This window comes from Paenibacillus sp. 01T424 (assembly GCF_056398745.1).
Genome location: NZ_JBFTPZ010000005.1, coordinates 78249 through 92320 on the forward strand (window position 1 = coordinate 78249; position 14072 = coordinate 92320).

Annotated in this window: 14 protein-coding genes; 6 read left to right on the top strand and 8 right to left on the bottom strand. The window is 43.4% G+C overall.

All coding sequences use genetic code 11. The features are described from left to right. Positions 1-139 precede the first annotated feature (139 nt). Together AC1DPK_RS06015 and AC1DPK_RS06020 are read left to right on the top strand one after the other, a co-directional pair. Positions 140-934, top strand: a complete 795-nt coding sequence (locus tag AC1DPK_RS06015; protein WP_477509646.1) for an RtcB family protein — start codon at positions 140-142, stop codon at positions 932-934. Then, complete coding sequence (locus AC1DPK_RS06020; protein WP_477509647.1) at positions 927-1634, top strand: RtcB family protein; 708 nt, start codon at positions 927-929, stop codon at positions 1632-1634. Before AC1DPK_RS06015 ends, AC1DPK_RS06020 begins: the two co-directional genes overlap by 8 nt. A gap of 123 nt (positions 1635-1757) precedes the next feature. Here the strand turns inward: AC1DPK_RS06020 and AC1DPK_RS06025 are convergent, their stop codons facing one another. Genes AC1DPK_RS06025 through AC1DPK_RS06035 form a run of 3 tightly spaced genes read right to left on the bottom strand, consistent with a single transcriptional unit; the run spans position 1758 to position 4812 of the window. Further along, a complete protein-coding gene (locus AC1DPK_RS06025; protein ID WP_477509648.1) occupies positions 1758-1991 on the bottom strand; it encodes a hypothetical protein in 234 nt (77 codons plus the stop codon). Positions 1992-2001: 10 nt separating this feature from the next. Then, positions 2002-3204, bottom strand: coding sequence for a Ger(x)C family spore germination protein (locus tag AC1DPK_RS06030; RefSeq protein ID WP_441875245.1), 1203 nt, complete (start codon positions 3202-3204; stop codon positions 2002-2004). 3 nt (positions 3205-3207) lie between these two features. After that, positions 3208-4812 (bottom strand): spore germination protein, encoded by a 1605-nt coding sequence (locus tag AC1DPK_RS06035; RefSeq protein ID WP_477509649.1) that lies wholly within the window; start codon positions 4810-4812, stop codon positions 3208-3210. Between the two features lie 242 nt (positions 4813-5054). On the opposite strand from AC1DPK_RS06035, the gene AC1DPK_RS06040 reads away from it, so the two are divergent. The 4 genes from AC1DPK_RS06040 to cydS all read left to right on the top strand — a co-directional run bounded on the left by AC1DPK_RS06040 (position 5055) and on the right by cydS (position 9031). After that, the gene (locus AC1DPK_RS06040; RefSeq protein WP_441875239.1) at positions 5055-6152 is read left to right on the top strand and encodes a GerAB/ArcD/ProY family transporter; all 1098 of its coding nucleotides are present in this window, start codon (positions 5055-5057) and stop codon (positions 6150-6152) included. Positions 6153-6534: 382 nt separating this feature from the next. Further along, positions 6535-7887 (top strand): cytochrome ubiquinol oxidase subunit I, encoded by a 1353-nt coding sequence (locus tag AC1DPK_RS06045; RefSeq protein WP_441875236.1) that lies wholly within the window; start codon positions 6535-6537, stop codon positions 7885-7887. Continuing rightward, positions 7884-8897 (top strand): cytochrome d ubiquinol oxidase subunit II, encoded by a 1014-nt coding sequence (locus AC1DPK_RS06050; RefSeq protein ID WP_441875233.1) that lies wholly within the window; start codon positions 7884-7886, stop codon positions 8895-8897. The genes AC1DPK_RS06045 and AC1DPK_RS06050 overlap by 4 nt, the downstream gene beginning before the upstream one ends. A 47-nt stretch (positions 8898-8944) precedes the next feature. After that, a complete protein-coding gene (gene cydS / locus AC1DPK_RS06055) occupies positions 8945-9031 on the top strand; it encodes a cytochrome bd oxidase small subunit CydS family protein (RefSeq protein ID WP_441875572.1) in 87 nt (28 codons plus the stop codon). Between the two features lie 63 nt (positions 9032-9094). Here the strand turns inward: cydS and AC1DPK_RS06060 are convergent, their stop codons facing one another. The 5 genes from AC1DPK_RS06060 to AC1DPK_RS06080 are packed head-to-tail and all read right to left on the bottom strand — an operon-like array spanning position 9095 to position 14069. After that, on the bottom strand, positions 9095-10564 hold the full coding sequence (locus AC1DPK_RS06060; RefSeq protein WP_477509650.1) for a phytoene desaturase family protein: 1470 nt from the start codon (positions 10562-10564) through the stop codon (positions 9095-9097). Further along, the gene (locus AC1DPK_RS06065) at positions 10561-11775 is read right to left on the bottom strand and encodes a glycosyltransferase family 2 protein (protein WP_477509651.1); all 1215 of its coding nucleotides are present in this window, start codon (positions 11773-11775) and stop codon (positions 10561-10563) included. The genes AC1DPK_RS06060 and AC1DPK_RS06065 overlap by 4 nt, the downstream gene beginning before the upstream one ends. Continuing rightward, positions 11751-12506 carry a lysophospholipid acyltransferase family protein gene (locus AC1DPK_RS06070; protein WP_477509652.1) on the bottom strand — a complete coding sequence of 252 codons (756 nt, stop codon included), beginning with the start codon at positions 12504-12506 and terminating at the stop codon, positions 11751-11753. The genes AC1DPK_RS06065 and AC1DPK_RS06070 overlap by 25 nt, the downstream gene beginning before the upstream one ends. Next, positions 12475-13197, bottom strand: a complete 723-nt coding sequence (locus AC1DPK_RS06075; protein WP_477509653.1) for a carotenoid biosynthesis protein — start codon at positions 13195-13197, stop codon at positions 12475-12477. Before AC1DPK_RS06075 ends, AC1DPK_RS06070 begins: the two co-directional genes overlap by 32 nt. Continuing rightward, positions 13194-14069, bottom strand: a complete 876-nt coding sequence (locus AC1DPK_RS06080) for a phytoene/squalene synthase family protein (RefSeq protein WP_477509654.1) — start codon at positions 14067-14069, stop codon at positions 13194-13196. The genes AC1DPK_RS06075 and AC1DPK_RS06080 overlap by 4 nt, the downstream gene beginning before the upstream one ends. Positions 14070-14072: the final 3 nt, after the last annotated feature.

Genomic DNA, 14072 nt, shown 5'->3' on the forward strand with positions numbered 1-14072 from the left:
TAATGCTTTTCAAATTTTGAAATGATATATTGAAATCATTAGCTAGGAAAGGATGATTGCCGATGTTATGCATCTTTTTCGAATACTTCAATATTACTAATGTCAATAATCTACCTATAAATCAAAAGGATGGTCCTATTTGAAAATTAACAATAGCAAAAATATTCCTGTCCGTTTTTTCATAAACGACAAAATTAAGCTTGAAAAAAATGCTTTAGCAGAACTTGATCAACTCCTCACCGTCAATGAATCTGTAGAAACCCTGAAACAGCACACTAGCGGTTATTTTACGAACGAAAATGCAAAAATTGAAGAGGTAGCGATCACTCCCGATTTCCACAAAGGCAGTGGCATTCCGATTGGTACAACCATCTTCACCAAAGGATTTGTCATCCCTCAAGCTGTAGGCAATGACATTAATTGTGGCATGCGGTTATACACGACATCGCTGAAGGAAAATGATATCCGGTCAAATCTTAAACAAATCGAATCCGATATTCGTCATATTTTCTTTGAAGGCGGACGTCATATACCAATGACAAGGGTGCAGCGTGAAGCTATTTTCAAAGAAGGATTAATGGGTATTCTCGAGACACAGAAATCGATTAAGTGCAATGGTTTGTGGGAATTTTATGATGCTAAGCAGCAAGAGGACGACCTTTTAAAGGTAAATCGATTTGGTTCATTTATTACGGATAAAGTAGTTGGACTGGATAGTTATTTAGGCAGCGATGATTTGTCCTATGATAGTCAGATTGGATCGATCGGCGGCGGCAATCATTTTGTAGAAATTCAGAAAGTAGTGAATATACGCAATCATGCTTTGGCAAAGGAATGGAATATCAAAGCTGGCCAAATCGTCGTTATGATTCATACAGGCTCTGTATCTATCGGGCATCACGCAGGCAGGTCTGAACATCAAAGAAATGCTTAAAGAAATTTACCCCGCCTCTCTTAAGCATCCAAGCAATGGGATCTATGTCCTGCCTCATTCCGAACAATATGAATATCAATGGAATCGTTATTGGAACCTCCTTCATAACGCAGCAAACTTCGCTTTTGCGAATCGCTTATTTCTGGGGCTTATGCTTCAAAAGTCTTTGTCCAAAAGCTTAAAAGATTTTGAGTATAAATTGCTCTACGATGCCCCTCACAACTTTGTATGGGAAGAAACGATTGATGGCAGCGAAGGTTTTATCCATCGCAAAGGCTCTTGCACAGCAAAGTCAGCTGAACAAATGGCCAACACCCCTTTTCAATTTACGGGTGAGCCGGTCTTTATACCTGGATCCATGGGAGCGAAAAGCTACATTCTTGCAGGACTAGGCAATCGTGAGAGCTTATTCAGCGCTAGTCATGGTGCTGGTCGAAGCCTTTCAAGAGGAGATTCAGTAAAAGTAGATGATGCTTTGTTTCGCGAATTTATTTCCAAGTTTAATATTGTTACACCTATTGATCCGAACCGTAACGATATTAAATCCAGACAGGATATACTCAAGAAATGGGAAGAAGAATTGAAGAAAGAGGCTCCTTACGCTTACAAGGATATCAATGCCATCATCGAATCACATGAAGAACACGGCATGGCACAAATTGTTGCAGAAGTTGAACCTATTTTAACGATAAAAGGGTAAAGCTTTTTATACTGAAGGTTTAGTGGTTTAAACTAAAATATTTCATTTTTAATAATTAAAACAGCAAAAAAGCCACGTCCTTGTGACGTGGCTAACAGATGACATTCTATATTTTAGACAGCTTTATTTTAACCATGTGTCCAATAAGTGTGAAACAGGATTATATATGTAGATAATCCCATCCAAAGGGTTGGGGAGTCCAATATGTAAAGCTTGAGCAATGCCTATTACAGTCCCAAACAGCAGAAGAATGGAAAATATCCATAATTCTTTTTTTGATTTTCCTCTTAATAGCGCAGGAACATCAATGGCAATAATTAAAGCGACCGCTACAAGGATCACTATGATAGGTACCATATGTGCATCTTCACTCCTCTTTCTTCATGTCTTCCAGAAAGGAATTAGACACCGTACCTAAATGTCGAATCTTATGATTTACCTTCACATTTACTGGCATCGTCTCAAAAGTGTGATCCCAATTTTTTTTGAGCTTTCTCCAATCTTTAGGATTCGAACGATGAATAACATCCCCAAATCCAAAAATATCAACTTTGTATTTTTTCTGCACTTTTTTTACTGTCGCGTCAATGAAACCTTCCACTTTGCTGTTTGCTAGCCTTTCTACTTCTGCAATATTTTTCGTCTCCAACAAATCTATGGAGCATTGTACTTCCCCTATATTAATTTCTATTCGTACTTCAATATCGATCTGAGGTTGTCCATTCTTTACGCTGCCTTTGACCTTTGTCTTAGACCGAATGACCTCGAACGTAATTTTTCCGCCTTGTGGACAAGCAACAAAACCAACCGTGCTTTTAATTTCATCGCTAATATAGTTGTATGCTTTGCTTTCAGTTTCATTTAGCCAACCAATCAACTTATCCTTCTTAAATACCGCGAGTCCCGAATATTGCAATGTAGTTGGGGTCAGAACCTTCTCCATATTTCTCTTTTCTTGCCCTATTTGCTCGTCTCCCAAAACAACAAGACCTGTTAATACAGGATCTCTTCCTTCGCTCACGAGTGTAGTAATAAGCTCATCCAATGTAACCGTTGTTGTTGGAGCCCATTGCTGCTCAGAAGTCTGAAGAGTAGAGAACAGACTGACCGCGGGGATCGTTTCCAGCTTTGTTAATACTTTTAGCGTATTCTCGGCAGTCGTATGCTTTGAAACAACGATAAAGAAATCAGTACGAATTTCTTCATCTCTTGACAAGAGATCTAACGCCTGACCGATTCCTTCCTTAGCTAAGGATTCGCCAAGAACCACAATTCGCAGATGGGAAGGATAGATTTTACGAGGGTTTACTGTAGTCATTTTGCGTATTGCTTCGAAAATGGTATTAGCCGTGATTTGATACGTCGTGACGGGTGTCTTGTCACCGCCCTTCTTCCCTGCAACTTCAGTCGGCTCGACGACCTGAACGGAAACCTTATATTGATTTCCGACCTTGTCAATCCCCAAAGCTACAGCGATTGCGAGCTCATTCAACTCACGGCCCTTCCAACAACCTGTGACGAATATAAGCGAGATGACAATTAAACAGAGTAAATATCTTTTATGCATCATCGATTATCCACCTGCATTATCGCGCGACGGTTCAGAATGACTACTTTGTTCGCGAATGATGTTGTTTTTATTGATCAATCTAGGTCGCGCAATCATTGCCCATCGGGGGAATCGGAATATGGTATCCTTTTGCTCTTCAAGATTAAATGGTGCAAATGGACTCAGGTAGGGAACTCCGAATGAACGCAAACTGCACAAGTGAAGTACGAGTGCAAAAATCCCAATAATAATCCCGAACAACCCAAAAGAAGCAGCAAGTATCATCAAAGGAAAACGAAGCATTCTAAAGGTCATGGACATGTCGAAGGCCGGAAGCACAAAGCTGGCAATCCCCGTTAGTGCAACGACGATTACCATTGCGGCAGATATAATCCCCGCCTCAACAGCCGCTGTTCCAATAACCAATGTTCCTACAATGGAGACGGCCTGTGCAATGGCCTTTGGCATTCTTAAGCCAGCTTCCCGTAAAATTTCAAATGTTACCTCCATCATCACGGCCTCGATGAACGCTGTAAAAGGTACCCCTTCTCGTTGAGCAGCCAAACCGATTAACAGCTGCGTAGGCAGCATTTCCTGATGGAATGTAGTGACAGCAATGTAAAGTGACGGACCTAACAGAGAAATAAAAATACTAAGAAAACGAAGCATACGAATCAACGTGCTGATATCCGCGCGCGTATAATAATCCTCAGCAGCCTGTATAAACGAGATAAATAATGCTGGGACGACCAATACAATCGGCGTTCCGTCAACCAAAATGGCTACTTTCCCTTCCAAAAGCTCAGCTGCTATGACATCCGGACGTTCCGAATGATACAACGTAGGAAAAGGAGTATAGGTTTTTTCCTGAATTAATTCTTCAATGTAGCCGCTCTCCAATATGCCATCAATATCGATCCGATCGAGACGACGATGCACTTCTTCTACTATCTTGTCATTTGCAATTCCTTTGATATACATGATCGATACATCGGTTTTTGTCACTCTCCCAATTGACGTTGTTGTGAGCCATAAATTAGGATCTTTTATTTTGCGGCGGATTAACGCCGTATTGGTTCGAATACATTCTGTAAAGCCTTCTTTCGGTCCCCGAATGACGGTCTCTGTCGTGGATTCCGTGACTGCACGGTCTTTCCAGCCTCGCATGCCGATGATGAACCCTTGGGCGCAACCGTCCAATAAAAGAATGACATCTCCAGACAACAAAGCAGTTGTCAAAGCACCAAATTCAGAAACATCCTTGATAGCTCCTACCGTTAGAATTTGATCCTTCACAACTTGGAGGATCTTATCTGGGCTTGATTCGTTTGGGTCAAGCTCCGTATTAGGGATGCTTGGCATAAGCGATTCGATGATGAATTTCTGCACAGATTGCAGATCCGTTAAACCATCTGTATAAAATATCCCGGCTTTAAATTTCTCTCCTGCTCCAATCTGAATTTCTCTGATCACAATATCGCTGCTATGACCTAGCATATTTTTTACATATTGGATATTATCATCAAGGCATAAATTCAACCTTTTTTCTTGGGCAGCTTTGTTGGAATCTATACGCTTGCTTGCTGGAAGATCCATCTTGTTTTTTGATTGATTATTGAAAAACCCCATTTGCCTATGTTCCTCTCTGCTCTGAAATAGGGTAAGTTTTTTGAAAATATCTTTAACATTTGTTAACCAAACTTCGTTGATTCATACATTCATTGAATGAAGAGAGTGACTAGGACAAGTGTTTATCTAACAAAGTAAAAGGTAACAATGAGAAGATGCTGCAATGCTCTAGTCAAAGCTAATGGGGAATGGTTTTTATGGACTATATAATATAATGCAGATAACTTAGAAAGAGGCCAAAAATGGTAAGAGACATCAAAATAAATGTGCGTCAATTTACCGTGTTAGTCATATTGTATTCCGTTGGTACTGCTGTCTTAATTATTCCATCAACATTAGCTGAAATCGTCAAACAAGACGCTTGGATCGCGGCTGTTCTCGGTGTGGGATTAGGGATGTTACTCGTATTATTGTACAATGCCGTAGGGAATATTTATCCAGAAATGACCCTAGTTGAAAAAAATGAGAAGCTTCTCGGACGCTGGCTGGGAAAGGCCGTTTCTATTACCTTTGTTTTTTTTGCATTCATTACAGCGGCAGATCTTTTGTATTATATGGCGGATTTTATAACTACACAGATCATGGCCGACACACCAGCGCAAGCTATTCATATTCTTTTTGCTTGCATAGTCATCATGGGAGTTCGTCTTGGTCTTGAAAATCTAGCTCGGACAGCGGAGTTTTTTTTCCCTTGGTTCGTTTTATTATTTATCATATTAGTCATTTTCATCTCGCCGCAAATCGACAATCACAACATTCAACCCGTATTTGATACTGGAATAAAACCGATGATTCGTTCTACTTTAATCTTCACAAGTATTTTCTCTCTTTCCCCTGTTGTTTTTTTAATGATTTTCCCTGTTTCAGTGAATCAACCTAAAAAAGCACAAAAAGCTTTTTTGATAGGCACATTTATAGGGGGAATCATTTTAATTATTATTATCGCTTTGGCTATTCTAGTTCTCGGTCCTGATACAACAGGAAGGCATATGTATCCAAGTTTTGCGCTAGCCAAAAAAATAAACACAGGAAATTTTATACGTATTGAAGCCATAATGGCTGGAATATGGTTTGTCACGATTTTTTTTAGAACATCACTGTATTTTTACGCAGCTGTAATCGGTCTTGCACAAACGTTGAACTTAAAAGACTACCGCTCACTTACGTTACCTTTAGGGATGATCATGGTCGTATTTTCCCTCATTTTACATCCTAATGTCCTTCATGGAATTGAATTCAACAAAGGAGCATGGATACCTTATGTCTCGACATACGGACTCATTCTTCCTTTGATTTTATTAGTCGTTCATGCGTTTCGAAAACAGTTTTTAAAAAACTAACGTTTGAAAATAGGCTGTCCAACAAGTCATTTAGATGATTGGACGGCCTTTATTAATTACACTCCCCTACTCCTGCATTGTTCATCGATTCGTTACATTTCACCCTCCATATAGCTCTATCGAGTCATATTATTTTCACTTCATAAAGGGCATACTGATTTCAGCCCAATTGGAAGCTGTAATCATTTATTCATTGTGAAATACATCACATAGTTTGAAAGCGAGTGAAATCATGAAAGAAAACAAACAAAATCGTCCAAAACAACAGGAAAAAAAATTAATTATGTTATGTGCAGTTGTGACACTGCTCATGCTGCTGTCGATCATCCGAAAATTTATGAGCTAGTTCAAACAAGAATCAATCATCTAAGGAGTGAATTCCATGCTGCTTAACGGCTATGATCCCGTTGTATTCAGTCGTATACTAACCTCTCTCACCCTTGGCTTCCACATCATCTATGCCACGATAGGTGTCGGCATCCCGCTGATGATAGCACTAGCCGAATGGATCGGCATTAAACGAAATGACTTTCATTACCTGCTGCTTGCAAGGCGCTGGGCTCGTGGCTATGTAATCACCGTTGCAGTAGGCGTCGTGACAGGAACAGCTATTGGCCTGCAGCTAAGTCTGCTATGGCCAAGCTTTATGAGAGTTGCTGGACAATCTATCTCCCTGCCTCTTTTCCTTGAAACCTTTGCATTCTTTTTTGAAGCCATCTTTCTCGGTATTTACCTCTACACTTGGGATCGCTTTAAAAGTAGGATGACGCATTTTTGGCTGTTGATTCCCGTCGTTATTGGTTCTTCAGCTTCAGCTTTCTTCATTACGATCGTGAACGCATTTATGAATTACCCGGTTGGATTTACTTTAGTTAATGGTGAAATCGCGGACGTTAATCCTATTGCAGCAATGCTTAGCCCGGCCATGCCGACTAAGGTAGCACATGTGCTCTCTTCAGCTTACTTAACCTGCGCATTCATACTCGCAGCCATTACGGCTTGGTCGCTGCTTAAAGGAAAAAACCATATTTACTATAAGAAAGCTTTAAAGCTCACAATGGTTTGTGCCTTTGTTTTTATGATTTCTACAGCGCTTATCGGAGATTTGTCGGGAAAATATCTTGCAAAATATCAACCCGAGAAGCTGGCTGCAACGGAGTGGCATTTTGAAACGATGGGCAAAGCGCCGCTTATACTCGGAGGTATCCTTACCGAAGACAATGAAGTGAAATACGGACTAAAAATCCCGTTTGGCCTAAGCATTCTCGCTCACAGCAATCCGTTTGCTGAGGTTACTGGATTAAATGAATTTCCTGAGGATGAGCATCCGCCTCTATGGATTCATTACCTCTTTGACATTAAGATGGCTTATGTAGCCTTTATGGTGCTGGTCTCCCTTCTGTTTATTATTGAAATGGTTCGAAAAAAAGGGAATACATACCGCCGCTGGCTTCTTTGCGCCGTTGTTATTGCTGCTCCAGTAGCGATACTCACCATTGAGCATGGTTGGATTTTCTCAGAGGTTGGCAGGCAGCCGTGGATCTTAAGAGGCATTATGCGTACTGCGGAAGGTGCAACGACATCCGATCATGTCGATTTGATGCTTTTGCTATTTGCTCTGCTTTATCTTGTGCTCGGCATTTCTTCTGTAAGAGTTCTAATAAAAATGTTCCGAAATAATCACGCTGAAGATGAAATAGCTGCCTACGAGAAGGAGGCTCATGATCCATTATGAGTTATGAAGTCATTGGTATTACCGTGCTCTGGACTTTTCTGTTTGGCTATCTCATTATCGCTTCTATTGATTTTGGCGCCGGTTTTTTCAGCTATTACAGCTCTATTACTGGAACGAGGCATCTGATCCATTCCATCATTGATCGGTATTTGTCCCCAGTATGGGAGGTCACGAATGTTTTTCTCGTGTTCTTTTTTGTCGGGTTTATCGGATTTTTTCCGGATACCGCCTATTATTATGGAACTGCCTTGCTTATACCGGGAAGCATTGCCATTGTGCTGCTAGCTATTCGAGGGGCTTATTATGCTTTTAATCATTACGGCTCACGAAGTCGGAAAATCTATACACTCATGTACGGGGCTAGCGGCTTGCTTATTCCAGCTGCCTTATCAACAGTACTAACGATCTCAGAAGGAGGATACATCAAGGTTACAGACGAAGGAAAAGTAGTATTTCTCGTTAACGAACTGTTTAGAAGCAGCTATTCCTGGTCCGTTGTTCTGCTCGCCCTTGTAAGCGTGCTGTACATATCGGCTATGTTCTTAAGCTTCTATGCCCATAAAGCAGGCGATGCTCCTGCATTTAAGATCGTTCGAACATACGCGCTCGTATGGAGCTTACCGACAATACTTAGCAGCCTTCTTGTTTTCTTCGCCATCCATGACCATAATCGTGAGCACTATGAGAAAATGCTGGATAGATCATGGATGTTCGCTTTATCCTTTCTCTTTTTTATGTTAGCGGTTTACTTGGTGTGGAAGCGCCAGCGACTTGGATTATCGTTTATCTTCGTCATTTTGCAGTTTGCATTCGCCTTTTATGGATACGGCTCAGCTCATCTGCCTTACATTCTGTATCCCTATTTGACCATACACGATAATTTCACCAATGACTCGATGGCTATTGCGCTAATCATAGCATTTGTACTCGGCTTGCTGCTTCTGATCCCTTCACTATACTTGCTGATGCGTCTGTTTTTATTTAACACTAAATACGTCAAAGGCAAATAAATACCGTAAACGAAAGCAGGTGTACGATATTGGAAATTACTTTAATTATGATTGCCCCTCTTCTCATAATAGGCATTGCAGTTGTGTTCCTATTTGTATGGGGTGCTAAAGGCCAAACTTCGCCTAGGGAATAATCTCATTAAAAAACGCGTCTTTTTCCTTTTGGAATTGGACGCGTTTTTTATTAAGATCTATATTCACGATGAAAGTATAGCCTCTGCTACAAGCTGCCCCGATAGGGTTACCATCGGTGTTCCCCCGCCTGGATGCGTCGTACCTCCGACAAACCATAAACCCTTTAGATCAGCTTGATTGGAGGGTCTGGCAAAGGTTTGCCGCGCTGTATTGGAGGAAATGCCATATATAGCTCCGCGGTATGCCGATGTCTGCTTTTGCATTTGGTCAGGAGTGTAGACTGCTGAAAACTCTGAATCATCAATTAAACCAGACAAGCCATATGCTTCAAGTTTCGTTAAAATGTTTTTCTGATACGATTCGGCTTCTTGCTCCCAGTTCAACAGCGGAGAAGTGTATGGAGCGTTAGTCAGGATAAACAGGTTGCTGCCTCCAGCAGGGGCCATCCCATCCTCTGAGTAACCTGAATGGCAAATGTAAATTGCAGGGTTCTGAGGTGCTCTTCTTTGCTGGAAGATGTCGTCAAACTCACTGCCATAGTGTTCTGGGAAAAACACAGTATGATGCAGCAGCTGGCTGTAGGTCTTCTTACTGCCAATGAGGGAAACAAAACCTGATAACGATGGCTCATACGATGAGATTTTGGCATTGCTCATGCTTGGTCGCTTTGATTCTTCCAGCAGGTTTTTGCAAATAGCCAGCACATCACCATTTGCGATGATGATATCAGCTTTATAGTCCGCTTTGCTCGTAACAACACCTGTGATGCGACCGTTTACTGATGTAATCTGTTGAACACTCTCGGACGTATGAATCGTTACACCAAGCTCCTGAGCAAGGCGGCCGAATGCCTCCACAATCTGGTAGGTGCCGCCTCTCACTCCATAAATACCTAACTGCAGCTCCAAATGAGCAAGCATTGCAAAAATAGACGGAGCCGTCCGAGGAGCCGATCCAACATAGGTCGCATACCGTCCTAAGAGTGCAAGTGTATGCGGATGCCTAAAGTAACGGCGAAGCAGCCGTTCCAATGTCAGCCATGGACGAATCCGCAGCAAACCCGCAAGCAGTCGGAAGTCAACTTTATCCTTCCATGACAGCAGCAGCCGATTCATGAATAGCTGATCAGCTTGTTGATATAACGCAGCAGCCTCTTTCATGAATGAGCGATACTGCTTCGCATCCTCTGGACTATATGCTGCAATTTGCGCTTCCATTAGAACGAAATCAGAGCATAAATCAACCGTCGTTCCGTCTGCAAAATGATTCCGCGTGCCCGGGTTCAGCGGATAAAAAGTAACGTAGTCCTCCATTCTTCGACCAACGCTCTCGAATACCTGCTGAAATACATGAGGCATCGTAATCGTGCTTGGTCCACGATCGAAGCGATAACCGCCAAGCTCAATGCGCTGAAGCTTTCCGCCGAGTGCTGCCTGTTGTTCAAGCACAGTGACGTGATAACCCGCATATGCCAATCGAATCGCTGCAGATAATCCGCCTAAACCTCCGCCAATGACCATGACTCGCTTCACGAATACCTCCTCCCCTTCCATTCATAACCAGTGCCATTTAAGCTCGCCCGCCACGAGGCCAACGCAATCGCTGACAGCAGAAATATACTTGCAGGTAAACAGAAGGATAAGTACCAGGGCTGTCCACTTTTCCTATCAATGATTCTCTTCAGACAAACGCCTAGTAGATAGCAGAGCGAGCTTGGCAATAAAACAGTTGTAAGCCATCCTTCCGGATATGCATGCATGAGAAGCCCAGCTAAACTAATGATCATCATTATCGGAGGCAGTATATAAAGCAAGGTGTACATAAACAACATAATTCCAAGCAATAAGCTGCTGCGACCTACACCTGCAAATATATTTTTCTTATAGCCGTTCCAAACCCCGGCAGCGTTCTGATACATACGCATGGAAATTTGGGGGCAAACGTAGGCTAAAGTGACGGGAAGCCCGGCTTTTTTGACAGCACCAGCCAGCTGCATATCATCGACGAGATGACCTTTGAAGCCAGCATGGCCGCCTGTCGCCCAGTAGCTTTCTGCTGAAATCATCAGAAAAGCACCGTGTGCGGCGACGAATTTTGGATCTGGCGATTGCCGAACGAGTCGTATCGGCAGATGGCAGGCAATCGAGAAGCTCATCATCGGGACGATGAGCTTCTCCAGCCATGTTCCAGTTTCCTGCTTAGGGAAACCGGTCACGAGCCCTTGACCTTGCGCTAAAGCGGTGTCAAGCGCATCCGCGAGCGCACCCGGCTCAAGCCGCGCATCAGCGTCGAGAAATAACCACCATTCGCCGTGCGCCGCTTCGACGAGCTGATGACATGCGTGCGACTTGCCCAGCCAGCCGAACGGCAGCACATCACCGGGCAAAACGCGAACACGGCTGTCGCCTGCTGCAGCGAGCCGCGCAGCTTCTGCTGTTCCGTCTGTGGAACGATCATCCAGCACCAGCACCTCAATAAATATGGAAGGCTCCAGCAGCACCGATTGTATACATGCTGCAATGTTATCCGCTTCATTACGCGCCGGGATAAGAACAGACAGCCGTGGTCTAGGTGTAATTCCGTGAACATCTGGAGCATCAGCTTGAATGGACTCAGCTCCTCCTGACAGCCAAACTCGTCCTATACCGCTGCCTCCCAACGAAGGCATTTGCGAGAGGTTCCATAACACAAATAATAGCTGCAGCATCAGGGCTGCAGCTACCGTCCAAAAAAAGATTTCCACCTTGTCACCCCGTTCATCCAAGCATCAAAAACCTCGTTCGTTGACCGTTTCGCCTTCAGTATTGATCGATACTCGGCTAGCTCCCCGCGAGCTGCTGCTATTACTGCAAGGCGGTGTTCATTCAGTTGATCCTCCAAAGCCGATTCAAGCATTGTCGTAATGGTTTTACGTCCCAGCTGCTGCCATGCTCTGTGGATAGGTTTACCGAATTGAAGACTGACTTCTGCCTTTTGATGAAGTCCTAGCGAATAATATGCTGTTACGGGCTGAACAATCGTTCCCGGACAGCGCTCCAATAAATAGCCCGCGCCGGTTTGAAATCTTAAAGGTCTACGCTCCAGATGCTCGATATCTCCTTGTGGAAATAACCAAACTCCATATCCTTGATTTAATAGACTCTCACTATATCGAAGGGAAGCAACGATCGCTCGGCTTGACTTCTTATCAATCGAGAAAGCTCCTATTTTGCGAAAAAATCGATACCGCTTCATTTGCTCTTCATCCATCATCATATAGTGTTCACGCGCTGAAGCGTTTGCGATCGCATGATATACAACCATTCCATCCCACCAAGAGCTATGATTCATAAGATAGAGCACAGGCTGGCCTTGCGGAACTGGATCGATCTCACCGCTCAGTTGAAACGAGTGAAAATGCCGTCTTAACAAATAGTTTTCATTGTATTGCGCGAATATTCGTTTAAACCACTTGCTTGAGCCCGCTGCGATCAATCCTTCCCGCTCCTTCCGCCACAACGATAGCTGCCAATGCGATGATGAACGGCATCATTAAACCTTCTTTGGCCCCTAAGAGACCAAACATAAACAGCATCATTTGCGTGAGTCTTACAGCCTGGATTCGAACGTTCGCCGATACTTCTCTTAAAGGGAACAGAAATGATATAGCTGCTGATATAACGAACCAACTGATGAAGTTTGCTGCCGGTATCCCGTAGAAATCACCAGGCTCATGCCAAATCCAGAACTGCCTAGCGAAAGCCACTGGATCGAGTACGAGGTCAAAAACAACCGTCCATAAGCCGGTATGAAGCGCACGCGTCCATCGATTCGAGAAGGCAGTCATTCGCATCACAGTGACAATGACACCAATCCACGCACAAAATATGGCGAGGGGTACTCCGCCAAGCGAGATGCCAAGTAAAGATGTGTATTTGTAGTCTCCAAACGGCCATCCCATCGTCACACCAAGCCATTCTACAGCAAACGTAAGTACCCCAACGAGCATTATTCTACTCCAGCTGCGACGGCGCTCCTCGCCCATCATGCCTTCAATATGAATGGCATACAGGGCAAAAAACACGAGAAACAAACCATTGGAAAAGGAAAGCCACGTTGGAACGCCAATGGTCAGCATGAGGATTAACCCGATGCAATACCAAAAAATAAATAGGTAGCGGATCATAGCGATACCGCATTGCTGTCATTAACCTCTGATACGAGCATATATTTCATTTTTATATTCGTATAAAGCTTTAATTTATTTAATGAGCTGACGATAGCTCGCTTCTTATAGACTTCGTAGTTGGCAGCCTTTACTTCATCCAAAATCGCTGCATAGAAGCTTGCGGCCAGCTCAACTGAAAAAGCGCTGCTGGAAGGATACGTTTCAAGCCCGCGCAAGCCTCGTGCGAACCAACTGCGTGAAAGTGTATCCAGCTCTTGCACAAGATGTTGAAATCGTTCGTCGACAACGCCCATTTCGAAGTCGCTTTCGGTATAGCGATGACGAGCGAGCAGCTCAAGCGGCAGGTAACGACGCCCTCTACTCTGATCCTCGCCAACGTCGCGAACAATGTTTACAATTTGCATGGCTTTTCCAAGCCATATTCCCGCTTCTATTACTTGAATATCTGGCTGATCATGCAAGACTGGCAGCAGCATCTCACCAACTGTTCCGGCAACCAAGTAGCAGTAGTCCTCCAACTGCTCCATCGTCTCATAGTGGGTGAAAGATAAATCCCGGCGCTGTCCCTCCATTTGTCTGAAAAACGGTTTTTTGCTGAGTGGAAAAGTATCAAACAGCCACCGTAAAGAAGCCCATATGAAATGATCCGCTGCCTGATCCAAACGGTAAAAATGTTGTTCTAGCTCATCAATGGTATAGGGAGAACGTTGCGGCTCATCTACTGCATCGTCTATCATGCGGCAGAAAGCATAAATAACGTAAACGGCTTCGCGCCTTGGGCTAGGCAAATAACGAAAAGCTTTATAGAACGATGATGATCCTTTCTGAATCATCGCTTCACATTGCGCCAAACAGACAGTGGGTTCCATGAG